The 25,269-nt window shown below is 59.5% G+C and carries 22 protein-coding genes; 5 read left to right on the top strand and 17 right to left on the bottom strand.

Annotation, left to right across the window (positions count from 1 at the left end; all coding sequences use genetic code 11):
* Positions 1–125: 125 nt before the first annotated feature.
* From RSF91_RS01340 to RSF91_RS01320, 5 genes are all read right to left on the bottom strand, one after another.
* Positions 126–344 (bottom strand): DUF350 domain-containing protein, encoded by a 219-nt coding sequence (locus RSF91_RS01340; RefSeq protein ID WP_332566725.1) that lies wholly within the window; start codon positions 342–344, stop codon positions 126–128.
* Between the two features lie 38 nt (positions 345–382).
* Positions 383–1,909, bottom strand: coding sequence for a DUF4178 domain-containing protein (locus RSF91_RS01335; RefSeq protein WP_332566724.1), 1,527 nt, complete (start codon positions 1,907–1,909; stop codon positions 383–385).
* 100 nt (positions 1,910–2,009) lie between these two features.
* Positions 2,010–2,696, bottom strand: a complete 687-nt coding sequence (plsY, locus tag RSF91_RS01330) for a glycerol-3-phosphate 1-O-acyltransferase PlsY (protein WP_099736532.1) — start codon at positions 2,694–2,696, stop codon at positions 2,010–2,012.
* A 112-nt stretch (positions 2,697–2,808) separates the two neighbouring features.
* Positions 2,809–3,309, bottom strand: a complete 501-nt coding sequence (ybaK, locus tag RSF91_RS01325) for a Cys-tRNA(Pro) deacylase (RefSeq protein ID WP_099736531.1) — start codon at positions 3,307–3,309, stop codon at positions 2,809–2,811.
* Between the two features lie 73 nt (positions 3,310–3,382).
* Positions 3,383–4,444 (bottom strand): aldo/keto reductase, encoded by a 1,062-nt coding sequence (locus RSF91_RS01320; protein WP_332566723.1) that lies wholly within the window; start codon positions 4,442–4,444, stop codon positions 3,383–3,385.
* Between the two features lie 181 nt (positions 4,445–4,625).
* Between RSF91_RS01320 and RSF91_RS01315 the strand changes: the two genes are divergently transcribed.
* A complete protein-coding gene (locus RSF91_RS01315; RefSeq protein WP_332566722.1) occupies positions 4,626–5,597 on the top strand; it encodes an alpha/beta fold hydrolase in 972 nt (323 codons plus the stop codon).
* 118 nt (positions 5,598–5,715) lie between these two features.
* On the opposite strand, the gene RSF91_RS01310 is transcribed toward RSF91_RS01315, so the two are convergent.
* Entirely contained in the window at positions 5,716–8,361 is a 2,646-nt protein-coding gene (locus RSF91_RS01310) for a penicillin acylase family protein (protein ID WP_442878775.1), read from the bottom strand.
* Between the two features lie 68 nt (positions 8,362–8,429).
* On the opposite strand from RSF91_RS01310, the gene RSF91_RS01305 reads away from it, so the two are divergent.
* Entirely contained in the window at positions 8,430–8,813 is a 384-nt protein-coding gene (locus RSF91_RS01305; RefSeq protein WP_332566721.1) for a hypothetical protein, read from the top strand.
* Between the two features lie 25 nt (positions 8,814–8,838).
* Here the strand turns inward: RSF91_RS01305 and RSF91_RS01300 are convergent, their stop codons facing one another.
* Entirely contained in the window at positions 8,839–9,087 is a 249-nt protein-coding gene (locus RSF91_RS01300) for a hypothetical protein (protein WP_332566720.1), read from the bottom strand.
* Between the two features lie 261 nt (positions 9,088–9,348).
* Here RSF91_RS01300 and fusA point away from each other — a divergent pair, with 261 nt between their 5' ends.
* Positions 9,349–11,472: an elongation factor G gene (gene fusA / locus RSF91_RS01295; RefSeq protein WP_332566719.1), complete on the top strand. Its 2,124-nt coding sequence runs from the start codon at positions 9,349–9,351 to the stop codon at positions 11,470–11,472.
* Positions 11,473–11,540: 68 nt separating this feature from the next.
* Here fusA and RSF91_RS01290 read toward each other — a convergent pair whose 3' ends face one another.
* The 7 genes from RSF91_RS01290 to RSF91_RS01260 all read right to left on the bottom strand — a co-directional run bounded on the left by RSF91_RS01290 (position 11,541) and on the right by RSF91_RS01260 (position 18,539).
* Positions 11,541–11,906, bottom strand: a complete 366-nt coding sequence (locus RSF91_RS01290; protein WP_332566718.1) for an STAS/SEC14 domain-containing protein — start codon at positions 11,904–11,906, stop codon at positions 11,541–11,543.
* 91 nt (positions 11,907–11,997) lie between these two features.
* Entirely contained in the window at positions 11,998–13,791 is a 1,794-nt protein-coding gene (locus RSF91_RS01285; protein WP_332566717.1) for a hypothetical protein, read from the bottom strand.
* Entirely contained in the window at positions 13,788–14,258 is a 471-nt protein-coding gene (locus RSF91_RS01280; protein WP_332566716.1) for a hypothetical protein, read from the bottom strand. The genes RSF91_RS01285 and RSF91_RS01280 overlap by 4 nt, the downstream gene beginning before the upstream one ends.
* Before the next feature lie 75 nt (positions 14,259–14,333).
* Positions 14,334–15,380, bottom strand: coding sequence for an LD-carboxypeptidase (locus tag RSF91_RS01275; RefSeq protein WP_332566810.1), 1,047 nt, complete (start codon positions 15,378–15,380; stop codon positions 14,334–14,336).
* A 179-nt stretch (positions 15,381–15,559) separates the two neighbouring features.
* Positions 15,560–16,960 carry a tRNA adenosine(34) deaminase TadA gene (gene tadA / locus RSF91_RS01270; RefSeq protein WP_332566715.1) on the bottom strand — a complete coding sequence of 467 codons (1,401 nt, stop codon included), beginning with the start codon at positions 16,958–16,960 and terminating at the stop codon, positions 15,560–15,562.
* A 64-nt stretch (positions 16,961–17,024) separates the two neighbouring features.
* Positions 17,025–18,224 (bottom strand): branched-chain amino acid ABC transporter substrate-binding protein, encoded by a 1,200-nt coding sequence (locus RSF91_RS01265; protein ID WP_332566714.1) that lies wholly within the window; start codon positions 18,222–18,224, stop codon positions 17,025–17,027.
* A 66-nt stretch (positions 18,225–18,290) separates the two neighbouring features.
* A complete protein-coding gene (locus RSF91_RS01260; RefSeq protein ID WP_099736519.1) occupies positions 18,291–18,539 on the bottom strand; it encodes a hypothetical protein in 249 nt (82 codons plus the stop codon).
* A 116-nt stretch (positions 18,540–18,655) separates the two neighbouring features.
* On the opposite strand from RSF91_RS01260, the gene RSF91_RS01255 reads away from it, so the two are divergent.
* Positions 18,656–20,662 carry a peptidase U32 family protein gene (locus RSF91_RS01255; RefSeq protein ID WP_332566713.1) on the top strand — a complete coding sequence of 669 codons (2,007 nt, stop codon included), beginning with the start codon at positions 18,656–18,658 and terminating at the stop codon, positions 20,660–20,662.
* 266 nt (positions 20,663–20,928) lie between these two features.
* On the opposite strand, the gene RSF91_RS01250 is transcribed toward RSF91_RS01255, so the two are convergent.
* The 3 genes from RSF91_RS01250 to RSF91_RS01240 are packed head-to-tail and all read right to left on the bottom strand — an operon-like array spanning position 20,929 to position 24,158.
* Positions 20,929–21,870, bottom strand: a complete 942-nt coding sequence (locus RSF91_RS01250; protein WP_332566712.1) for an alpha/beta hydrolase — start codon at positions 21,868–21,870, stop codon at positions 20,929–20,931.
* Between the two features lie 59 nt (positions 21,871–21,929).
* Positions 21,930–23,393: a flavin-containing monooxygenase gene (locus tag RSF91_RS01245; protein ID WP_332566711.1), complete on the bottom strand. Its 1,464-nt coding sequence runs from the start codon at positions 23,391–23,393 to the stop codon at positions 21,930–21,932.
* 12 nt (positions 23,394–23,405) lie between these two features.
* Positions 23,406–24,158, bottom strand: a complete 753-nt coding sequence (locus RSF91_RS01240) for an SDR family NAD(P)-dependent oxidoreductase (protein WP_332566710.1) — start codon at positions 24,156–24,158, stop codon at positions 23,406–23,408.
* A gap of 301 nt (positions 24,159–24,459) precedes the next feature.
* Here RSF91_RS01240 and RSF91_RS01235 point away from each other — a divergent pair, with 301 nt between their 5' ends.
* Positions 24,460–25,260 carry an SDR family oxidoreductase gene (locus RSF91_RS01235; RefSeq protein WP_332566709.1) on the top strand — a complete coding sequence of 267 codons (801 nt, stop codon included), beginning with the start codon at positions 24,460–24,462 and terminating at the stop codon, positions 25,258–25,260.
* The last annotated feature ends 9 nt before the right edge of the window (positions 25,261–25,269 follow it).

Genomic DNA, 25,269 nt, shown 5'->3' with positions numbered 1-25,269 from the left:
CTGAAGGTCAAACCCGGCGCGCTGAAAACAAGGGACAGCAAGCAAGCACCGCCGCGCAGCAAAGCTGTCGTCCCCTTCCGCGAAGCAGAGAGGGGGAAGGCGCAAAGCGCCTCAGGGGGGAGCCGTCAGTGAATCGCTGCAGCCACAATGATGCTGATCCCCAAGCACATGGCGGCCACCACCATGGCCAGCGCCTTGTTGTGCTTTTCCACAATCTCGGCCCACATATCCACGGGCGTGAGTTTGTCGATGACGAGGAAACACAGCCAGAACACCACCACGCCCACCAGAGCGTAGAGGATGGAGCCGAAGAAGTTCTGGGCGCTGAACCAGTCAAAATTCATGATGTCTCTCCTGAAATAAGGGTTTGAGGCTGGCACGCTTATTTATGGCTGCCGCCCGAGGTGTAACCGCCGTAGGAGCCGCTGCTGGAGCGGCTATAGCTGCAATTGGGATCCGTGCGCGGGTCGCAGTTGGGGCTGGACATGCAGGCCCGCAAAAAAGGCAAGGTGAACAACAGGATGAACAGCCAGAACAAGATCGTGCCCCAGCTGAAGCCGCTGCCCGAGACGGGACTGACCTGAGAGCGATCCTTGAGCTTGCCTATGCCAAACGCCTGCGCGATGGTCTCTGCCGACACGCGCTGACCATGGGTCCAGGTCGTTTCCTGATTCGCTGTTTCCAGCGCCAGCGTGTTTTGCTTGCCGCCGTGGGCATAGTCCACATTGCTGGACTTGGCACCCTTGAACACCGGCCAGTAAAACTCGCCCTCGGCGTATTCGGTCACAGACAGATAAGCGTAGTCGCGCTGGTATTTACGCTGCAGATACGTGGCGGTGGCGCCGTTCTTGCTGAGCTTGGGCGCGCCGTTGATGACGCGGGCCGTGCTCCAGCCATCTTCTGAATCGACGATGAACGAAAAACCTGCCTTCTGGTTGTAGAGCAGGTACTCGTCCCACATAAAGCTATCGTCTTCATCTTCACCCATGCCCCGGCCGCTGCGGCGTTGAAAGCCTACGACCTGCCACTTCAGGCCATCCAGCGTGCCCTGGCTGCCCAGCGGTATCAGTGGGCGTATTTTTTTGCGCTGCTCGGCAAAGCTCAGCTCGCCGCCCATGCCCTGCGACATGTCAATCAAGCTGCCGCAGCTGGGGCAGCTCATGGCCTTGGTGGTGTCAAAACGCACAGGCACCACCGCACCGCACTTGGGGCAGTTGAAGTGGCGGCCTTCTTCCTTTTTGTTGGCGCTGCTGCGCAGGCCCTGCATCTGCAAACTATCCAGTGCAATCGCCGCACCCAGACTGAATGCAGGGGCCTTGCCACTGAAGTCGATGGAGAGAATCTGGTCTTTTTCGTTGCGCAGCTCCACCAGCTTGAAGCTTCTCCCCAGCTCTGGCAATTGGGCCAATTCGCCCTGCGCGGCCAGCAACTGGGCATCTTGAATGCTGGTGACGGTAAAGGCATCAGCCCCCGCCTTCACCTCCCGCCCCATGCGCCATTCGCGCGTTTCGAAGGCCGTCACCGTCCAGCCAGGTGGCTGCCAGGGCACAGAGAAGACAAAGCTTCCGTTGTCTTCGCTCAGCCAGGCCAGGTCCCCGTTGCTGAGCCTGGCCACCCATTCAGACCAGTTACCCGCATTGCTTTTGTATTGCGTACGTCCCACCAGCGTGAACGGCTCGGGCTTGCCGTTGCGCTTGACCATGCCCGAGGCACCCAGTTTCAGCGGGCTGTAATCCTCAAACACCTCGGCCATGGAGCCAATGCGCTTGAGCGTCTCGCCATCGCGCACCACGGTGCTGCGGCAAAACTCGCAGACGGCAAAACTCGATTGCGCACTGGTGAAATGAACCGGTGCGCCACAACCAGGACAGGGCGCGCTGTAATCACGCTGCGATGGGCTGGATGCCATATGGGAGTGCTTTGCTTGGTGCTATTGAATAGGGAGCTGCTTGCGCCCTGTCTACCTTGGGTTTCTTGATAAAACCCTTGATTCTTCAAGAACCCGCGCCTTAGCGGCGCTTGGCCTTGCCTGACTTTTTACCAGCCGTTTCGGCAGGCTTGGATTCCTCGGCCTTTTTCTTGCCCAGCCGGGATTCTTTGCCAGCGATCAGGCGCTGAATGTTTTCACGGTGGCGCCAGACCAGCAAAATCGCCATCACCACAATCGCAGTCGTGATGGGGGGCTCAGCGTTCCAGACAATGCCGCTGCACAGCACGTAGTACACCGGCGCAAAAATCGATGCGATCAGCGCTGCCAGCGACGAGTAGCGGAAAAACACCGCCACGATCACCCAGGTCAGCACCGTCGCCAGACCCAGCCAGCCGCTGATGCCCAGCAGCACGCCCAGTGCAGTCGCCACGCCCTTGCCGCCCTTGAAGCCAAAGAACACGGGGTAGAGGTGACCCAGAAACGCGGCCAGACCGACCAGCGCCACGGTGTTATCACCCAGACCGAACTGCTCGCCAAATAGCTTGACCAGCAGCACGGGCACAAAGCCCTTGAGCGCATCCAGCAGCAGCGTCATGACCGCTGCCGGTTTGCTGCCAGAGCGCAGCACATTGGTCGCTCCGGGGTTGCCGCTGCCGTAGGTGCGCGGATCATGCAGGCCCATGACGCGGCTGACGATGACGGCAAAGGACAGGGAGCCGATCAGATAAGCCGCAACAACGGCAATCACAGGATAGAGGGCGTTCAACGAAATTCCTCGGCCAGAATCTGGCACTGAGAGCCGCAGCGTCAAAAATGATGCGACTCGTGTTGTTGTTTGAGTTTTTACCTACCGGGCCAATTGCCCGCCAAGCCAGCCCCTATTCTGCCAGCGCGCAGTGCACCGGCTGGGCATTGAGCAGACGGGTACAAACCTCAGGGGCCAGTTGCACCAGATAACCGCGCCGCCCGCCATTGATGGCAATGCGGGGCAGCTCCAGAATGGTGTCCTCGATATAGACCGGCATATCGCGCTTGGTGCCAAAGGGCGATGTGCCGCCCACCAGATAGCCGCTATGGCGGTTAGCCACTTCGGGCTTGCAGGGCTCCACGCTCTTGGCGCCAATCTGGCGGGCCAGGTTCTTGGTAGAAACCTTGCAATCGCCATGCATGAGAACGATCAGCGGCTTGGCGTCCTGGTCTTGCATCACCAGCGTTTTGACCACCATGTGCTCGGTCAAACCCAGCTGCTTTGCCGACTCTTCGGTACCGCCATGCTCAACGTATTCATAGGGGTGCTCAGAAAACTCCACCTTGTGGGCCTTGAGCATTTGCGTGGCGGGGGTTTCGCTCACATGGGCGTTTTTGTCTTTTTTGGCCATGATTCAAATTTGATAGCTGTTAGCGCATACTGGATTTGCGCTAGCAGGCATTTTTACTCAAAACTGCACAGTCTCAAACCGCCGGGTCACGCATCTCCCAGCGGATGGCATCAATCTCGGCCAGCAGCTCTGGCGAGAGCTGGGTGCCCCATGCGTTCAAGTCCTCATCAAGCTGCGCTACTGAGGTCACGCCGATGATGGTGCTGCTCACCTGCCACTTGGTATAGCAAAACGCCAGCGCCATCTGCACCGCCGTCATGCCATGTTTGCGGGCCAGCGCGTTGTAGCGGCGAGCAGCGGCCAGTGCATCGGGGCGGCCCCAGCGCTGCTTTTGCACCGATTCATATTTGCCAATACGCGAATCCTTGGGTGCGCCCGCGTCTGTCGGGGCGAACTCGTCAAACTTGCCGGTCAGCAGACCAAAAGCCAGTGGCGAATAAGCCAGCAAGGACACATTCAGACGGTGGCAGGTCTCGTCAAGCCCATTTTCATAGCTGCGGTTAACCAGGCAATACGGGTTCTGCGTGGTGGCCACGCGCGGCAGGCCATGCTGCTCGGCCAGTCGCACAAATTCATGAACACCATAAGGGCTCTCGTTCGAGAGGCCGATATGGCGAATCTTGCCCTGCTTGACCAGACCGGCCAGCGCATCGAGCTGCTCATGGATGGGGGTGGCCGAGGTTTCCTTCTTCGGGTCGTAATACATGGCACCGAAGGCGGGCACATGGCGCTCAGGCCAATGAATCTGGTAGAGGTCAATCACCTCCGTCTGCAGGCGCTGCAGGCTGGCGTCGCAAGAGCGAACAATGTCTGCTGACGTCATGCCCGCACCTTCGCGAATCCAAGGCATGCCACGCGTCGGGCCGGCCACCTTGGTGGCCAGGGTGAGCTGCTCGCGCATTCCCGGACGGGCCTTGAGCCAGCGACCGATGATGGTCTCCGTCGCGCCAAAGGTGGCGGCCCGGGCGGGCACGGAATACATCTCGGCCGTGTCGAAAAAGTCCACGCCGCGCTCCACCGCGCGATCCATGATGCGGTGCGCTTGTACCTCATCGACCTGCTCGCCAAACGTCATGGTGCCCAGACAGATGGGGTTGACGCGCAAGTCACTCTGCCCCAGAGCGACGGGATTCATGGAAAGGCGATGGTTTTGAGCTGCAGAAGTCATAGGCATCAGTTTATGGCCTGAGCCTGCAAAACCACGGCAGCCCCCGTGTTTTTGCTGACGCCCCTCTTTCCCGTCTGTGTCCCATCTGTGTCCCATTCACGACGGCGCTGACCGCCACAACCGCAATAATCAAAACAACGGAGACACAATGACAACGCACACCCCAATCGATCAGAGCACCGCCACCGAGCAAACGCCCTACCAGCCCCGCCGCCAGTGGCAGTCGCACATGCTGCCGGTGCGCAATATGCACTACCACCTGCGCAGCTGGGAGCCCGCGCAGATCAACCCCGATCTGCCCGTGCTGGTGCTGGCCCATGGCTGGATGGATGTGGCCGCCTCTTACCAGTTTGTGGTGGATGCCTTTAGCGAAGCCTTTGCGCAGGGCCGCCGCATCGTCGCCCACGACTGGCGCGGTTTTGGACTCAGCCGTACGGCCCAGCCTTGCGACAGTTACTACTTCACCGACTATCTGGCCGATCTGGACATGCTGCTGGAGCAGGTCTCGCCAGACCGCCCTGTGGACCTGGTTGGCCACAGCATGGGCGGCAATATCTCCTGCATGTACGCCGGCGCGAGGGCCGAGCGGATTCGCCGCTTTGTCAATCTCGAAGGTTTTGGCATGCCCGAAACCGCTGCCAGCCAGGCCCCAAAGCGGCTGGCGCAATGGATGGACGAGCTGCGCGAGCAACGTGCGGGCGGCATGGCCCTGGCCCCTTATGAGAGCGTGGAAGCCGTGGCCAGCCGTCTGCAAAAAACCAACCGCCGCCTGCCGCGCGACAAGGCGCTGTGGCTGGCCCACCACTGGGCTGCGCCCGATGAGCAGGGCCGCTGGCGCATTCTGGGTGATGCATCGCACAAGATCACCAACCCCTATCTGTACCGGGTGGATGAGGCCCTGGCCTGTCTGGCCGCCATTACCGCGCCCACTTTGTCGGTTGAGGCGTCTGACGACAGTCTGGGCCAGTGGCACAAGGGCCGCTATTCGCTGGCCCAGTATCACGAGCGCCTGACGCATATTCCGCAGTGCGAGATAGCCGTTGTGCAAGATGCAGGCCACATGCTGCACCACGACCAGCCAGAGGCCGTGGCCAAGCTGATTGAAGACTTTTTGCGCTGAAGTTTTGCTATAGCCACATGAGCTTGTAGCGCTTGCATTGACTTGATTTCAGGCAATTTATGATCTGAAATCTATGAATTACCATCGCTAACAGCTCATATCTTCATAGCAACACTATTCAGCGCTTTGCGGCCTTCTGCGGCTGCAGCTCCAGCACATGGCGCCAGTGCGCGGGCTGCATCTGCAGCTTGCGATAGCGGCCATCGGCCCATTCCTGGCTCATATCGCCATAGCGCCCCGACAGCGCCAGCCCGCTCTGCCCCGTCTGATAAATGAACTGCGACGATTCCAGATCGCCCAAGTCATAAATGGCGCGCAACGACGGCGCATGGCGGCTGATAAAGCGCCCGCCCAGCAGCTTCCTGGCAGCCGCAGCTTTCACATCCGCAGGCACAGGGTTGGCGTTGTACTGACCGACGTTGACCGTATAACTATCTCCGCCCGATGGCACGCTGACATTAAAAATACCCGCCAATGCCGCCACCGATCCAAACGGTTTGTGCGCGCTCAGCGCAGGGTGCGCATCGCCCCAGCGCCACTGGCGCATATCGCTGCCGTAAGCAGCCTGCAGCTTGCTCAACGTGCGGGTCAGCGCCTCGCCTGCCTGCTGTTCACAGCTCAGCGGTGCGCACCACCACGCATCGTTGCGCGCCAGAATGCCTTCCAGCCCGGCACGAAAGTCGCGCTTGCCATAGGTCATGGCAAAGCGCTGCTCGCCAATGCGGGGGATGACGATGCCGCGCGTCAGTTCATCCACCCAGACCGAGAAAATCAGCGGCTCAGGGCGGACCTTGTCCATCTGCCCCTCAAACCCCGCCAGCAACTGCTGGGCCTGCTCAGCCAGTGCATGGTTTGACTGCAAGCTGCGCAGCACGGGCAGCAGCGCTTGCGTGGCCAGCGACTGCACATCGCCCTGCAGCGCCGCCATGCTGGCTGTGTCATGCTGGTTGCTGGCCACCAGCGCCTGTTCTATGCGCTGATAGCGATACGGCAGATGCCAGTCCTGGGTCAAGAAATGTGGGTAACCGGGCTCGGTCACGCGCTGGTTGGCCGTAGCCACAAAGCCGCGCGCGCTGCCATCATCCTGCGGAGTCTGGGCGTAACTCAGCCAGCCCTGCCAGTCATAGCGCGCATCCCAGCCGGGGGCCGGGGCCACGCCGCGCAAGTCATGCGCACTTGATCGCACCGGCACCTTGCCTGCGGCCTTGAAGCCGATAGCCCCATGCACATCGGCAGCCACAATGCTTTGCATGGGCGAGTGGTAGCCCGAAAATGCATCCAGCAGTTGCGCCACCGTCTGCGCGCCATTGGCTTTAAGACCGGCCTCTACCGTGCGGTTGTCCGTGTCCAGCGCCGCCCAGCGCAGGGCCAGCGCGTATTTATCGGTGTTGATGACCTTGCCGTATTGCTGCTGCGCATCACTGACCACCGGGCCATGGCGCGTGCTGCGCAGCGTCACTTTCACATCGCTCTGGCCTTTGACCTTGAAGACCTCCTCACGCACACCAAATTTTTCCCAGCCCGCGGGTGTGCGGTACTGGCTGGCATCTGCGGGGTTGATCTGCTCAAGATACAAATCTTGTACATCGGGATTGGTGTTGGTGAAGCCCCAGGCCACCTGGGCCGTTCGACCCAGCACCACAAAAGGCATTCCGGGCAAGGTTGCGCCCGTCACATCCAGCGCGCTCAGGGGACTGCCATCAGCCGCTCTGCCGCCCGGCGACTGCAAGCGGGCAAAGTACCAGATAGCCGGTGCGCTCAAGCCCAGATGCGGGTCGTTGGCCAGCAGTGGTTTACCGCTTTTCGTCTTGCTGCCTGCCACCACCCAGTTATTGCTGCCCAGCCCATCATTGGTGCCCATGTCACGCACGGCTGCGCCAGCCCATTGCTGCAGGGCCGATTGAATCTGCTGCGCTGGGGCGGAGACTTTTTGTAGGGCATCAGCGTTGCGGTACACGCCCAGCTGCCGATAAAGCTGGGCCAGATCAACCGCCGTAGCCGGTTGCTCCCCCGGATAAGCGGGCATCAGTTGCCACAGTTGCTCGGTACTCAAGACCTGAAGCAAGTTGAGCCGCGCAAATTCATTGCCCCAATTGCCCCCCAGATCCAAGGCCATCATCAGCGCCCAGCCGACGGTGTCTTCAGGGTCCCAGGCCGATGCCCCGCCCGCCCCGGCCTTGGTGCCCAGCAGCAAAAATTCAGGTGCCATGGCCTGCGAAGGCTTCGCGTAGAAAGCGGCAATACCGTGGCTGTAGACCTGCAGCGACTCCTGCACCGATGGCGGCAGGGCTTGGTACTGGCGGCGGGCGGCGCCGCGAATATCCAGAGAACGCATGAGTTGATCCAGCTCCAGCGTGGCCGGGCCCAGAATTTCAGACAAGCGCCCCTGCATCAGCCGCCGGTTAAATTCGAGCTGCCAGCCCCGCTCCTGCGCGTGCACAAATCCCAGCGCGCGCCACACATCCTGCGGAGATTGCGCGCTGATATGCGTGACATCCGCCTCATCTCGGCGTACCCACACCTTGCTTGCCAGCCCGGCCACGGCCAGTTTTCCATCCATGCGCGGCTGGGCCCGCACGCCATAGACGGCCCCAACAGCGCCCGCCAGCAAGGCCAGCCCAGTCAATGCAGCCCCGGCATGAAGTACGCGCCGAGTCCATGGGGCAGATGAAACCGTGCCTCCTGAGTTTTTGTCTGCCGCCATGTCTCCCATATGCACCTCTTTTTGCTGGTCTTCTTGCTGATCTGTGCGCAACAACCACATGGCCGTGGCCACAAAGCATGAGAGACAATACCTGTTTGGGCACAGGCCCGGTGTTAGGAATTCAACGCATGTGGCCATTCAGCCTGCTCAAAAAACTCAGCCAGGACCCTCCCGCAGGCCAGACCCGTGGCGACTATATTGGCTGCTATCTGCTGGGCACACACACCACGGGCCGCGACGATAACGTCAGCTATATCTCGCTAGCCACCACCCGTGAGCAGCTGGGAATAGATGCACGTCAATATCTGCAGGAGTTTTTGCAGCAGCACCCACAGCTCAAAGATTCTGAGCGTGTGGCCCTGCAAGACCTGCTTGAGCATTGGGAAGAGCGCGCTGACGCGCACCTGGCCGCCGCCACCGGCAAGCCCCTGGCCGTGCAAGGCGGCAGCGATCTGTTTTTGCGCACCGGCATGCGGGCACGCAAAAAAGAAAAAGGCATTTATCTGGAGTAAGGATGGGGCAGCCCCCTCCCTCTCTTTACTGGGTGAAGTTCATATCAAAACCGGCCTCGGTCAGGCGCACTTCAGCATCCGGACCTTGCTCCAGCCAGCCCTTGCTGATGGCCCAGTCCAGCGCAGGCTGACGCTCGCTCTCGCTGATGCCATGTCTTTGCAGATCTGACGCTAGCGCCTTGATGCTCATGCTCTCGCCGGCACGCAAGCTTTGCTCCACCACCAGGATGTAGAGAATTTTGTGGGCCGTAATCTGAATGCTTTGCTCCGCCATATTCCAGACTCCTTTGGCAGGCTTATCGCCTGTGTAACGTAAAAACCGCGCAGCGCCACGACGGCCAGAGCGACAGGCTCGGGCAGCAGTCACCAGAGCCATCTGCAAAATATTTTTCCTTGTATGCTGCCAGACTTCCCCGCGATACCTGCACTGGGAGTACGCTTGTAGCCGCGCATTCAGTGCGCTTCGTCAGGTTGCCGGTGCCGCAACGGCGGTTTCGGTGCTCCATTTGCAGAACCGTGTTTCAGGGAGGTCATCATGGCTCGCCATACCCCTATAGAGCGCTATCGCAATATCGGCATTTCCGCGCACATCGATGCCGGCAAGACCACGACAACCGAGCGCATCCTGTTCTATACCGGGGTGAACCACAAGCTGGGCGAGGTGCATGACGGCGCTGCCACCATGGACTGGATGGAGCAGGAGCAAGAGCGCGGCATCACCATCACCTCGGCGGCGACCACGGCCTTCTGGTCGGGCATGGAGCACCAATTCCAGTCCCATCGCATCAACATCATCGACACCCCCGGCCACGTGGACTTCACCATTGAAGTCGAGCGCTCCATGCGCGTGCTGGATGGCGCCGTCATGGTCTATGACTCCGTGGGCGGCGTGCAGCCGCAGTCTGAAACCGTCTGGCGCCAAGCCAACAAGTACAATGTTCCGCGCCTGGCCTTTGTCAACAAAATGGACCGCGTAGGAGCCGACTTCTTTCGCGTGCGCCAGATGATGATTGACCGGCTCAAGGCCCATCCCGTGCCCGTCGTCATCCCCATTGGGGCTGAAGCCGACTTTCATGGCGTGGTCGACCTCATCAAGATGAAAGCCATTCTCTGGGACGATGAATCGCAGGGCGTGAAGTTCGAATATCAGGACATTCCTGAAGCCTTGAAATCCAGCGCCAGCGAATGGCGGCAGAAGATGGTGGAAGCCGCTGCCGAGGCCACGGAAGCCTTGACCGAAAAATACCTGAACACCGGTGACCTGAACACAGAGGAAATCATCACTGGCCTGCGTCTGCGCACAATAGCGACCGAGATTCAGCCCATGCTCTGCGGCTCAGCCTTCAAGAACCGGGGCGTGCAACGGCTGCTGGATGCGATCGTTGAACTCATGCCCTCGCCGCTGGATGTTCCGCCCGTAGAGGGACACAGCGAAGACGACGATGCCAGCGCCACACTGGTGCGCCATGCCAGCGACGATGAAAAGTTCGCGGCCTTGGCCTTCAAGCTCATGACCGACCCGTTTGTCGGGCAACTGACCTTTGTGCGCGTGTACTCGGGCGTGCTATCTAAAGGTGATCTGGTCTACAACCCGATTCGCGGCAAGAAGGAGCGCATTGGCCGCATCGTGCAAATGCATGCCAACGCCCGCCAGGAAATCGAAGAAATCCGCGCAGGCGATATTGCTGCCTGCGTGGGGCTCAAGGACGTGAGCACGGGCGAAACCCTTTGCGACCCGCATGCCCCGATCGTTCTGGAAAAAATTGCCTTCCCCGAGCCCGTGATTGCCCAGGCAGTCGAGCCCAAGACCAAGGCCGATCAGGAAAAAATGGGGATTGCACTGGCCCGCCTGGCGGCTGAAGACCCCTCCTTCAGAGTCAGTACCGATGAGGAATCGGGCCAGACCATCATCGCCGGCATGGGCGAGTTGCACCTTGAAATCATCGTGGACCGCATGAAGCGCGAGTTCAACGTAGCGGCCAATGTGGGTAAGCCACAAGTTGCCTACCGCGAAACGATTCGCAAGGCCGTGGCCGATGTGGATGGCAAGTTTGTGCGCCAGTCCGGCGGCAAAGGCCAGTACGGCCATGTCGTACTGACAGTAGAGCCGCTTGAATCAGGCAAAGGCTTTGAGTTTGTGGACGAGATCAAGGGCGGCGTCATTCCACGCGAGTTCATTCCTGCCGTGGAAAAAGGCCTGCGCGAAGCCATGACTTCGGGCGTTCTCTCGGGCTACCCCGTGGTTGATGTGCGCGTGCGCCTGACCTTCGGCTCATACCACGATGTGGACTCGTCAGAGCAGGCCTTCAAGATGGCAGCCATTCTGGGCTTCAAGGAAGCCTGCAAAAAAGCCAGCCCGGTGATTCTGGAGCCCATCATGGCTGTGGAAGTAGAGACTCCCGAGGACTACGCAGGCACCGTCATGGGCAATCTGTCTTCACGCCGCGGTGCGGTTCAGGGCATGGACGATATAGCGGGTGGCGGCAAGACCATCAAGGCCGAAGTACCGCTGTCGGAGATGTTTGGCTACGCCACGCATCTGCGCTCTATGACCCAGGGCCGTGCCACCTACAGCATGGAATTCAAGCGCTATGCCCAAGCTCCATCGCAGGCTGTAAGCACCACCGCGACAGCGCAAGCCAGCCGAAAACAAGGTTAGAGGTTAGGCAGTGCCGCCATCTCTCTCGTATTTTTTGCGGGAGAGATGGCTCGCAGTTAAGACAAGGCTCAAGCCGAATGCAGCCATTGCATGGCCTTGGCATCTTCGGTAAACGGAAAATGCCGAACCTCGGCCCCCAAGAAATGCTTGCCCATGAACTCGGCCATACCTGCCAGATGGCTGTCTGTGACCAGAGCAACCTGCTCCACTTGCTTGCGATGGTCACGCACGAAGTTCATATGAGCACTGAACCCAGCCCAGTTTTCCCAGCCGGGAAAGTCCTTGGCCTGAACCATCACGCCGTGCAGCTTGGGGTGTTCTTCCAGAAATGCGTCCACATCCTGGCTTACGCCGTCGAAATCCTGCTCGGTCAACGGCCCATGGGGCTCCAGCAACAAGATTCCTTCAGGTTTCATAAGGGAGTAATTGAGCATGTTCAACTCCTGCAATGAATCATCACTGTACGACTTTGCAGGCGCGATCGCAGCCCTAGACAGTACACGCGTCGCAGGTTTTGAGCCCAACTTATGGGCAGCCCATGGCCTGACTCACTGCCTGAAGCTGCTCTTTCAGCGCCGTGCGCAAATCCTCGCGCATGGCGTCCCGGGTCAGCAGCTCCTCGGCGTATAGAGCAGCCCAGTCAATGCCCACGCCCAGCAAGGCACCGGCCACGGCTCCGGCAACCGCACCGGCAGCCGTACCAATGCCTGGCACAACCGAGCCCACGGCCGCACCAGCCACCGCTGCGCCTGCCTTGCCCAGCCCCTGCTTGGCGGCGGCTTTGGCCAGCACCTTGCTTGCGGCTTTCATGGAAGTTTTGGCCATGGCCTTGCCTGCGACCACCGCCGCAAAAGCGCCAGCCCCCGTGCCTGCCGCTGCGCTGACCGTCAGACGCTGGCGAGCATTGCCCAGCAAATCCAGTGCGGGCAATTGAGGCACAGCGGCCCGCACCCGACATTGGCTGGCATCCAGCGCCAGATGGTGGCGCGCCAGCGTTTCCTGAATCTGTTGCTGACCTTGTGAAAGGACTGCGCCACTTGTCTGAGCCTGCTTTTGCAGGCTCTGAATCCAGCCCTCAAGCCCGGGCGTTGCGCCTAAGGTCTCGGTCAGTTTGCGCTGCAAAAACTGACTGACATCACCCGTCAGCAGGCTGAAGATACGCCCCCACTCTGCGCCTAGGCTGAAGTACCAGTCCAGATAGCGCTCCACGGCCGCATCCAGTTGCTGATTGATGGCCGGAATGCTCTGGCACAGCGCCTTGCTCGCCTGTGTCTTGCCCAGTATTTGCAAGGCCTGCTTGCGTGTCGCCTCCAGCGTCCCAAGGCTGTAGAGCTGCTGACCAATGCGCTCGCATTCGATCAGAGGTTTAAGCGCCAGCGGGCTCTCGTTCTGGCGTGCCAGCCCATCCACACTGGCGGTGGTTTGAACCAGAATGCCCAGAACCAGCACAGCCACCAGTGCCAGCAACGGCGCGCTATTCACTGCAGAGCCAGCAGCCTGAGGCGGCCTGGCCTGCCGAAAAATAGCCGCAGAGCCTGCAGCCCCCTGCATGGCGCTGCCCAGACACAGCAGTACACCCACCGGCCCAAACAGCGCCAGCAGCAGCCAACGCAAAACAGGTGTTTGCGGTAAATCGGCCAGCGCGCCGCCTGCGATCTGCACGGCCAGCAAAGCATCCAGCCCCCAGCGCACCAAGCCAGATGGAGCAGCGTGAATCTGGTTCAACGCGGCATTCAATACCGCAGGCTCCATACCTGCAGAAAGCGCACGGCCAAAGTCCTGCTGGCGAGCCATGCCATACAACCAGGCGCTGCCCAGAATCACCAGCAGCAGCCACTTAGCCATGCGCTGGCTCCACGCCCATGCAAAGGCTGAAGAAGAAAATTCAAGCGCCAGCTTGCGCTGCGCCCACCCATTCCAGCCCACATACAGCAAGGGAGCGCAGGCCAGCAGCCCCCATTCCCAAGGCGCCAGAAACCATGATTGCCAGAGCGTTGCTGTGCACAGCAGCAACGCCAGCACCAATGCCTTGCAGGCTGGCCACCAGCCGCCTGAAAGCCAGCGCGCTATGCGCCCCTGTGGTGAAAATTGAAAGCGCAGCAGCTTTTTGCGCAGCATGAAAGCCAGCCACAGGCCCCATGCAGCCAGCAGTGCCAGCAGCAGTACGGCAAGCAGCCAGGCCCATGGCGGCAGCCGTGTCAGAAGGTGAGAAAAACCGGCCAGCGCTGCCAGCCAGAGCCAGCCCAGAAGCACCGTACGCACTGCCCGCAAAGGCATGGCGCGCATCAATTCAGCATCTGGCTGGTGGCTTGCACTCATGGCTGACTGGTGAGGTCTTCCGCTGACTGGCCTGTGCCACCTCTGCCCGCTGCCGCAATGCCTCGCGCCATGCGGGCGTTGTAAACACTCAGGCGGCTCAGGCCCAGCTGCAGGGCCACTTTGGCATCCGATGCGGTGCCGAGCAAGGCGACCGCAGCATCGCTCCAGACAAAAGCGCTGGTGCCAGCGCCGGTTACAGAGGCAATACCCAGCTCACCTCGCTTGGCCACTACGCTGGCTTTGCTGATACCCAGTTGCTTGGCCAGCTCAGCATCTGACTCGCTGCCCAGCAACGCAATGGCCTCAGGCGTCCACTGAAAATGTCCAAAAGCCGCAATCCCCAGCGCATTGCGTTTGAGGTTTACGGTCTTGGCCGATGTGCCCCAGCGCTCAGCCAGCACAGCATCTTTTTCGCGGCCCAGCTGGGCAAGCATCTCATCGGTCCATTGCAGTGCAGCTTTGCCCATGCGAGCCCATTCCTTTTTTGTATTCCATTAAAAACAGGCTGTAGCGCTTATTGATCAAGCGCCAGCAGCTATCAATTAATGAGTATGACCCCAGTAAATCAGGGCGTCACGGCCTTCCACGGACAAAGACACTTGTGCACCAACAGGCAGCAGCACCTTGGTCGGCACATGACCAAACGGCAGGCCTTGCAGCACAGGGCGCTTGATCTGCATGCGCAACCAGTCGATGACGGTCTGCAGCTTGAAGCCCTTGTCGTGCGTGGTGAGTTTGAACTCGGTGAACTGACCAAACACGATGGCCTTCTGCTTTTGCAGCACTCCGGCCAGCATCAGCTGAGTGAGCATGCGCTCAATCTTGTAGGGGTGCTCGCCCACGTCTTCAATAAACAGAATGCCGCCCTCAATCTGCGGAAAGTACGGCGTACCCAGCAGGGACACCAGCACCGCCAGGTTACCGCCCCACAGCGTGGCAGCGCCGGGCACATAGAAGTCCTTGAGCTGGGGCTTGCCGTTGGGCAGCTCGCCAATCTTGGGCATTTGCCAGCCTGCGCCCTCGCCCTGACCGCTGAGCAAATCCTCAAAACAGTCGAGCATGATGTCGTCCACGGGTTCACCCGTTTTCTTGGCGTCCACACCAAAGTCGGCATTCAGCGCGGGGCCAGCCCAGGTGGTTGCACCGGTCTGGGCCAGCATGGCCAGCTGGAAGGCGGTGAAGTCGCTCAGGCCCACAAACTTGGTGCCGTTGGCGATCGCCTTGGCCACGGTCTTGTACTTGATGCCAGGCAGGATGCGCGTGAGGCCGTAACCACCGCGCGAGATCAGTGCCACATCGGCGCCGCTGGCGGCAGCGCGGTGAATGGCGGCCAGACGCGTGGCGTCATCGCCCGCAAAGCGCTGGCTGCTGGTCAGTGCATCAGCATCGACCTCAACCTCGTGGCCCAGAGCCTCCAGTTGCTTGATACCGCGCTTGAAGGCTGCCTTGTCGCGCACCGCGCCCGAGGGCGAATAGATATAAATGTGCCTGGAACCATGGCTGTGGTCATGGCCACAGCAGCTGACGTCGGCGCTATGCACATGATCGTGATGCGCGTGGTGTTCATGGCCGCAATGCTCGTCGTGCACATGCTCTTCATGGCCGTTTTTGTGCGAATGCTGGTGTGCGTGATCGTGGCTGGATGCCGGGGATTTGCGCGAGGTTGCCAAAGCCTTTTCATGCAGCCGCTGGCTGCATGCTCCGTGAAAGGGTGATGAATCCGCAGATTCAAGAGTTCAGATCAATGATCTGCAGCATGGGCTGCAGACTACGGCGCAAAGTATTCCACAGCCGCTGCGGCGCTGCCCTGCTTTGTCGCAGGAACCGGAGAGCCATGCTGGGTTTGCAGCCAGACTTCAGACAATTGCGGCATCTGCGACAGTTGCGGCGCAGCTTGCTGCCATGCGGCCTGCCACTGCGCAAGCGATACGAGTTGCTCAGATGCTGACGGCTGCAGCCACAGCTTGCAGGCCTGCGCCCATTGCAGCAAAAGAGGCTCAGGCACGGCGGGCAATTCAGCCTGCACACGCGGCCAGGCCTTGAGCGCAGCGCGGTGACCGCTTTGCGCAAAAGGGGCGCTCCATGCACGGGCCTCTCCAGCCTTTTCGGCCTCATCTCTCTTTGCTCCGCCCTCAATCTGCGCCATCGCCTCGGTCACATCCCATGAGGGCTTGCGCGCCGCCTGCTCCATCCATTGCTGGCGGCGCTCGGGCTGCTCGGTCAGCGGCCAGACATCTATCAGCCATGCGCCTGCAAAACGCTCAGGCATGGCTTGTACAGCCGCCAGCCCCAGCCGCCCACCATCTCCACGGCCCAGCAAAATCACCTGCTGCAGATCCAGCGACTGAACCAGCTCTGCAATGATTTGCTGATGCCATTGCGCTGTGTGCTGCCTGTCTTTCTTGGGTTGGTCGCTGCGGCCAAAGCCCGGCAGGTCGGGCACAACCACCCTGTGCCCAGCCGCCAGCAGTCCCGCCAGCAGATGCCTGAATTCATAGCCCCAGCCGGGGCTGCCATGCAGGCACAGCCAGGTCAGCGGTGCGCTGGCTGGGCCTTCATCCAGCACGGCCAGACGCAGTCCGTTGAGTGCCGGCAGATCGCTGCGCCACTGCGGCTGCCATGGCCAGTGGGGTAAATCAGCAAAGGCTTCTGCAGGGTTGCGCAGCGCCCAGTCTTTGAGCGGGTGCGGCTCAAGTACCTTTTTTTCCTTGCGGCGCTGCTGAAAGAACTCGGCCATCAAGGCAGCGCATTCCTCGGCCAGCACGCCGCGCAGAACCTGAGTCTGGTGGTTGATTTCAGAGTAGCCAAACACATTGAGCACCGAGCCCGCCGCGCCAGTCTTGGGCTCGGCCGCACCATAGACCACCGTATCCACGCGCGCATGCAGCATGGCTCCGCTGCACATGGTGCAGGGCTCCAGCGTCACGTACAGGGTGCAGCCTTCCAGCCGGTAATTGCCCAGCGCCTGCGCCGCTTCGCGCAACGCCAGTACTTCAGCGTGGGCCGTAGGGTCGAGGGCAGACAGCGGACTATTGCGCCCACGGCCAATGACCTCGCCGTTCCTGACCACCACCGCGCCGACCGGCACCTCGCCACAAGCTGCAGCCGCGCGGGCCTGCTCCAGCGCCTGGCGCATGAAGTGCGGGTGCACGGAATCATCAAAATCCATAGCTATATGCGCTTTATGCGAAAGGGCTAGCGGGTGATTTCTTCAAAAACCAGCCCATTAACATTCAACGAGCCGGCACCACCAGCTCTTTGCGTTCGCCCGAGGCATAGCCGTAAAGCGTGACGCGCGGGTTCTCCAGCTCGCCTTGAGAATCAAAGGCAATCGTACCGGTCACGCCTTCGTAATGCGTCTGGCGCAGGCGGGGAAGATAGGCTTCGGGGTGAACAGAATCCGCGCTGATGATGGCCTGCGCCAGCACCATGGTGGCGTCATACGCGTAAGGGCTGTAAACCTGATATTGGCCGGGGAAGCGCTGGTCGTACTTCTGCTTCCACGCCAGACCACCGGGCATGCTGGCGAGCGAGTTGCCGCTCATCACGCAGACCACATTCTTGAGTGCGGGGGCCTTGTCGGCCATCACCGGCAAGCGCTCGGAACATTGGGCGTCACCGCCCAGAAACTTGACCTGATTCATGGCCAGCTGCGACATCTGGCGCAGGATGGGGCCCGCCTGAGCATCGAGACCCGCAAAGAAGATCGCGTCGGGCTTATGGCCCTTGATAGCAGTGAGGACGGACGAGAACTGCGTAGCCTTGTCGCTGGTGTACTGCTTATCCACGATCTGCACATCATGCTCGGCAGCGGCCGCTTCAAACAGCTTGACGATGCCCTGGCCATAGGCAGTTCGGTCATCAATGATGGCTACGCGCTTGACACCCTGATGCTTGACGGCATAGTCCAGCAAGGCATCGACCATGGCTTTGTCGCTGGCGATGACGCGGAAGGTGTCGTCATAGCCCACGTCAGTAATGGCTGGGTTGGTGGCTGCGGGCGTGATGTTAGGGATGCCGCATTCGTTGTAAATCTTGGCTGCAGGCAGCGTGGTGCCAGACTGCAGGTGGCCAACCACCGCTGCCACCTTCTTGTCGCAGAACATGCGCGCCAGAGAAGTGGCCTGACCGGGGTCACCGGCATCGTCACCAGCTTCCAGCTTCCACTGCACATTGCGCCCGCCTAATTGCAGCTTGCGGGCGTTGAGATCTTCAATCGCCATGCGCACACCGTTTTCTTCATCCTTGCCCAGCGCGGCGATGGGGCCAGAGATCGGGCCGCCATGGGCAATGCGTACCACCAGAGGCTTGTTCACATCAGCCGCGCCTGCTGCATACGCCATAGGCATCAGTGGCAGGCCTGTTGCAGCCAGTGCCAGAACGGATGGGATATGGATACAACGGCTCAGGGCCGCACGAACAGTCATGGACATGCTTTCTCCTAGGGTGAAACAAGAGGCTGGCACACCGGCCTGAGCGCTGCAGGCTTGGCGGTGAAATCAGGGCGCCTGGTCAGGCATGGGCCGCGGCGCATTGAGCGCGGACTCAAGCTGCTGGCGATATTGCTGCTGGACCTGCTGGCTGTGCTCACGCACATTGGCGGCCTCAGAGCCTTGATTGTGCCCTGCAGGCAAAGACGGGGTCTGGCGGGCCAGACTTTCCTGGCTGCTTTGCCAGCTTTTCTTGGCCATCACACCCACCACCGCCAGCACGATAACAAGGCTGAGCACCCCAAAGACAGCTCTCATGATGGAATCCGGCAGTTGCGACCTGGGGATTTGAACATGTCTTGACCACCGCGTGTTGACAGGCGATGCCCCACCGCAGCGCTGAAACAGGGCCTTCCTGAGATAATCCCGCCCCTATGTCTCTCCTGCCCCACCAGCTCGAACTCCTGTCCCCGGCCCGCGATGCCGATATCGGCATTGAAGCCATCAACCACGGAGCGGACGCCGTCTATATCGGCGGCCCGGCCTTTGGTGCGCGTGCCACGGCGGGCAATGACATCCGCGATATGGAGCGGCTCATCAAGCACGCCCACCGCTTTGGCAGCCGTATCTTCATCACGCTCAACACCATCTTGCGCGACGATGAGCTGGAAGGCGCGCGCCAGATGGCCTGGGATATGTACAACCTGGGCGCCGATGCACTGATCATTCAGGACATGGGCCTGCTGGAGCTTGATCTGCCGCCCATCCAGCTGCACGCCTCCACCCAGACCGACATCCGCACGCCCGAAAAAGCGCGTTTTCTGCAAGATGCAGGCCTGTCGCAAATCGTGCTGGCGCGTGAGCTGGACTTGCAGCAGATTGCCGCCGTGCGCGCAGCTACCGACCCGGCCCGCACCTCCATCGAATTTTTCATCCACGGCGCGCTGTGCGTGGCCTACTCGGGCCAGTGCTACATCACCCACGCCCACACCGGCCGCAGCGCCAACCGCGGCGACTGTAACCAGGCCTGCCGCCTACCGTATGAAGTGATGGACGACAAGGGCCGCATCATTGCCCACGAAAAGCATGTGCTGTCCATGAAGGACAACAACCAGAGCGACAACCTGCGCGCCCTGATTGATGCTGGCGTGCGCAGCTTCAAGATCGAGGGCCGCTACAAGGACATGGGCTATGTGAAGAACATCACCGCCCACTACCGCAAGCTGCTCGACGAAATCATTGAAGAGCGCGAGTTCTCCGAGCAGCCGCTGGCGCGCTCATCGTCGGGCACGACCACCTTCAACTTTGAACCCGATCCCGATCAGAACTTCAACCGCGAGTTCACCGACTACTTCGTCAACGGCCGCAAGGATGACATCGGCGCCTTCGACACGCCCAAGACCCCTGGCCGCGCCATTGGCTGGGTCACTCAAGTGGGTGATAAGTGGTTAGAGATCGAAACCAGCGACAAGGCCGCTGAGCTGCACAACGGCGACGGTCTGTGCTACTACGACCTGCAAAAAGAACTGGTGGGCGTGCACATCAATCGCGCGGAATGCATGCATGCCAAGAAAGGCATCTGGCGCCTGTTCCCCCGCAGCGAAATGACCGAGTTCAAGGACTTGCGCAAGGGCATGGAGATCAACCGCAACCGCGATATGGACTGGGTGCGCTCGCTGGAGAAAAAATCCAGCGAACGCCGCATTGGCCTGTGGGCCGAGTTCAAGGAAGCGGCCAACGGTTTTACCCTGACGCTGACCGATGAAGATGGTTTTGCAGCCACTGCATCCATCGAACAAGAGCACCAAGCAGCGACCGATACGGCCAAGGCCGAAGCCACGTTGCGCGAGCAACTGGGCCGCTTTGGCGCCAGCATCTTCTCGGTCAATGACATCAGCCTGACGCTGTCTCAGCCCTGGTTTGTGCCGGCCTCCGCCCTGAACCAGCTGCGCCGTGATGCGCTGGCTGCACTGGAGACCGCCCGTGCCGATGGTCTGGTGCGCCTGCCCCGCGCCCTGCCTGTGGAGCCGCCAACACCCTTCCCCGAAGACACGCTGACTTATCTGGCCAACGTCTACAACCAGAAGGCGCATGACTTCTATATGAAGCACGGCGTGAAGGTGATTGACGCCGCCTACGAAAGCAAGGAAGAAGAAGGCGAAGTCAGCCTGATGATTACCAAGCACTGCGTGCGCTTCTCCATGAGTCTGTGCCCCAAGCAGGCCAAGGGCGTGATCGGCGTCAAGGGCACCATCAAGGCCGAGCCACTGCAGCTCATCAACGGTAAGGAAAAGCTGACCCTGCGCTTTGACTGCAAGCCCTGCGAAATGCATGTGGTGGGCAAGATGAAGAAGTCGGTGATGAACCAGCACGCCAAGGAAATGCAAGAGCACCCGATGCAATTCTTCCGCACGCGCCCCACGCCTCAAAAGCCTGCGTAAGCACGTTTTAACGGCATCAAAAAAGCCCGCAACCGGCAACGGTTGGCGGGCTTTTTTGATGCCTGGCACCTACTAGAGAAAACCCTTAACTCAACTCTTTCACACGAATCGTCTATTTTTTAAGCAATCCGTGCAAAGCACCATCTGGCGCGGGTTTCAGCGTATTAAAGCGGAGTTTTCCACAAAAGCGTCCACACGATGCGGGGATAAAATCTGCAGCATCCTACAAACACAGCTGTACGCATTCACAGTTGCGAAAAATGGACTCAGCTCACAGTCCTGCCGCTGTGATTTTGCAGCTTGCTGCAGGCCTCTTCCAGCAAGCGGGCCACTGCCGGCACCAAGGTACTGAAGTTGGCAAAGCCATGCAGCATTCCCTCTGCGCGCATGCTTGAAACCGGCACGCCCGCCTGCTGCAAACGCTTGGCAAAGCCCTCGCCTTCATCTCGCAGAATGTCCAGCTCGGCTGTCACCAGCACGGCAGGTGGAAGAGCCGCGACATCGGGGTACTGCATGATGGATGCGAGCGGGTGCGCTGGCACGCCTGGGTGATAGTGACGCCACATGGCGGCCATGGCCTCACGCGTAAGAATCGGCATTTGCGCATACAGCGCATGCGATGGCGCATCCATGCGCGAATCACAAACAGGATAAAACAACAGCTGCTGCGTGATGCCCTTCCAGCCATCTTCCTTGGCGCGCAGGCAGGTCGCTATCGCCAGATTGCCACCGGCACTGTCACCCGCCACCATCAGCTGACTGGCATCACAGCTCAGCTCGGCCGCATGATCTGCCACCCAGCGCGTAGCAGCATAGGCATCATCCAGCGCAGCAGGGAACACATGCTCGGGTGCCAGCCGGTAATCGACCGACACCACATTCATGCCGGTAATGCGCGCCAGGTGACGGCACAGGTTGTCATGCGTATCCAGCGTACCAATGCACCAGCCACCGCCATGAAAATAAACCATGACGGGTGCTGACTGCGCGGTGCTGGGGCGGTACAGGCGCAGCTTCATGGCCTGCCCATCGCCACCGGGAACGCTCAGCTCACGCACCTCATGCATGGGCAGGTTGCCGGGTGGAAACGCCATGTGATCCATAAGCTTGCGGATTTCAGGCACGGGCGTATTCACAAAATCCATAGGCGGAGCATCTTTGAATTGCTCAAGCACAGCGGCCATTTCAGGGTGTATCTGCATCTTCATTCCTAGTCTTTACAGGGGCTGTCCGCAGCTCTCTGGCTGCGGACCATTCAGGCGAAAACTCAGGCCGCGACCTCTTCGGTCTGGTGATGGGTGAAGTCCTGCCACACGGGAGCGAGCATTTCTTGCCTGAAGCGCGACTGAGACCAAGGCCAGGTGTTGGGGACACCGTTCTTATCCAGATACCAGCTATTGCAACCCGAGCCAAAGACCGAGCCCTTGGCGGCCTGCTTTCGATCATGGTCGTACTGCGCCAGCGCCTCGGGCTTGGCAGACAGACCTGCCACGCCCGCCTGCTCACTACGCTCGATCAGCTGAAAGATATAGCCCCACTGCATCTCGGATGTGTCGATCAACGAGAAGTTGCCCACGGGCGATGTGGGCCCGTTCATGAAATAGAAGTTGGGGAAATCCGGCACCGAGATCGACTTATAGGCCGTGGGCACATCACTCCATGCCTGCTCAAGCGTCTTGCCCTGCAGACCCGTCACATTCATGGGGCGCACATAGCGATCGGTCTTGAAGCCGGTGGCCAGGACAATGATGTCCACCTCATGCAGCACACCATCGCTGGTGCGCACGCCACTTTTCTCGATCTGGCTAATGCCATCGGTAATTAGCTCAGAGTCGGGCTGCTGAATCGCCTTGTAATAGTCGGGCGAATAAATCAAGCGCTTGCAGCCCGCGCGGTAATTCGGCTGCAGCTTCTGGCGCAGTACCGGGTCCTGGATGGAGCCATCCAGGTTGTCCTGGCAAAGTTTCTGAATTTCCTGGATTTGCTCGGAGTTTGGATCCAGTACTGCCTCGGTAAACCGCTCCACATTGGCCAGATAAGTCGGCTCACGTTGCAAATAAGTCAACAAATCGCGGTTGCTGCGGAACTCGGCACGCTGCTCTTCGGTAAAAGCGGGATTCTCGACCGGGAAGATCCACTGCGCCGTGCGCTGAAAATGGCGTACTTTGCTGCGGGCAGCCAGTGCCGAGACAATTTGAACGCCCGTCGATCCAGTGCCGATAATGGCAATTTTTTGATCGTCCAGTGCTACCGAATGGTCCCAGCGTGCGCTGTGAATCACATGGCCACCGAAGTCCTCCAAGCCCTTGATCTGTGGATAGTTGGGGTGGTGCAGCACCCCCGTCGCCGCCACCACCACAGTGCCTTGGTAGCTCTGGCCATGCTGATCTTTCAGCTCCCAGGCGTCGCCCTTCCACGCAGCGCTGGCGATTTCGGTATGGAAACGCACATACTCGGCGATACCGTATTTATCAAATACGGCCTGAAAATACTGCTGAATCTCACCACCAGGTGGCAGAACACGCGACCATTCCGGATTGGGTTCAAAAGAATAGGTATATGCGTGGGATGGAACATCGCAGGTCAACCCTGGATATGTATTATCCCGCCAGGTCCCACCCAGAGTTTCCGCCTTTTCCAGAATAATAAATTTCTTGCCACTATTCTTCAGATGAATACCAGCCAGAATCCCAGACATTCCACAACCAATCACAATTACATCATATTTCATGGCGCTCACCCCTTAATACATTTCAATCACTTTGGCTGCTGAAAATCCGCCATCTACCGGGATATTGGTGCCGGTTATAAAAGACGCCATATCCGAGAGAAGGAATGCGATGGCATTGCCCACTTCACGGGCTTGACCCGCCCGGTGCAGCAAATGCTGTTTGACAAACCCGTTATAGGCAGGGCTTTGATCAAGGCCTGCGGTCATGGGCGTGTGAATCAGGCCCGGGCTGATGGTATTGATGCGTACGCCATGTGGACCCAGATCCGCCGCCAGGCTGCGCACCATCTGAATGACTGCGCCCTTGGAAGTGCAGTACGCAAGATTGCTGGGGTTGCCGAGAATGCCGTTGATGCTGGCAACGGCCACTATCGAGCCCTGCTTGCGCTGCTTCATGTGCGCAGCCACAGCCCTGGCGCTGAGCATGGTTCCCGTCAAATTCACCTGCAGTACCTGCTCCCACTCCTGCAGCGTCATCTCCTGCAAGTTGCCCACTCGCGAAATACCTGCGGAAGTGACCAGCCCATCAATTGCGCCATGCTGGGCCAGGACCTTTTCAACCAGCGCCTGCGTCATCTCCCAATCTGTCACATCGAGCGCTTGAAACTCGCAACCCGAAGGCAAGGCCTGGCTCTGCGCTACATCCGCGCAGATCACGTGGGCACCGCTGGCCGCAGCCACTTCAGCGGCTGCAAGGCCGATTCCCGAGGCGCCCCCCGTAATCAGAATGACTTTACCCTTCAATCCACTCAATAATTCGTTCATTCAAACCTCAACGCATATTCAATGAATCGCAAATTAGCGACATGGGTATTTTTCTCATTTGAAAAAATAAATCACTGTGAATTCTCCTCTTTACAAAAGCAGAATGTGATCGCAGCCTCTCGGGTAAACCATTAATCCATTTGGACGAGTGTCGACCCTTCTTTTTTTATGTCAATAGGCTATTTATTATTAATTTCTAGCACTGCGAACACACTCAAACTCTGTCAAGCGGGAATGCATCAAATATTTTCTTTATTACTAAATGCTTTAATAAAGCTGTATTGATTGAAATGAGGAAATCATGAAAGTAGCAGTCATCACTGGCGCTGCCAGTGGCATTGGAGCCGGCCTTGCCAAGCAGGCCGTCGCATTGGGAATGAAAGTCGTACTGGCGGACCGAGATCAGGCAGGACTGGAAAAAATAGCCCAGGAACTCGGTGACCAAGCGCTGGCAGTGGTGACCGATGTCACCAGTCAGGCCTCGCTAGACGCACTGGCCGACAAGGCCTATGCCGCTTTTGGTCAAGTAGACATGCTGTTCAACAACGCAGGCGTACTCACCACAGGAAACTGCTGGGAAATCAGCGATGCCAAGTGGCAGCAGGCCTGGCAGGTCAACGTCAATGGCATCGTCAACGGCCTGCGCACCTTCGTGCCACGCCTGCTCAAGGCAGACCGTCCAGCACGCATCATCAACACCGCATCAGTCGGCGGCTTTTTGCCCAGCCCGCTGATGAGCCCCTACTCGGCTACCAAATTTGCCGTGGTGGCACTGACCGAGAGCCTAGTCAATGAACTGGCCACGTTGAATCCAAAGATCAAGGTCTCTCTTCTTGCGCCGGGCCCGGTCAAATCCGCTATCTTTAGAGAAGCGCCATCCGAAGCATCTGCGCAGTTCCACAGCCTGATGACCCATATGCTTGATGAAAATGGGCTGGATGCAGATGAATTTGCCCGCCTGGTTTTTGAAGCCATTGACCGCGGTGAATACTGGATTGTTCCGCAGCCGCAAATGCTGGACCCTTTGCTGGAAGCTCGCAACAAGATCATTGCCGAGCGAGCCAACCCCGTCTTTGCCTGGGCACCCGAAGCCGTGAATTGATCGAAAAAA

This window comes from Comamonas sp., assembly GCF_036643215.1.
Classification (GTDB): Bacteria; Pseudomonadota; Gammaproteobacteria; order Burkholderiales; family Burkholderiaceae_C; genus Comamonas.
This window is presented reverse-complemented; position numbering and strand designations above follow the sequence as displayed.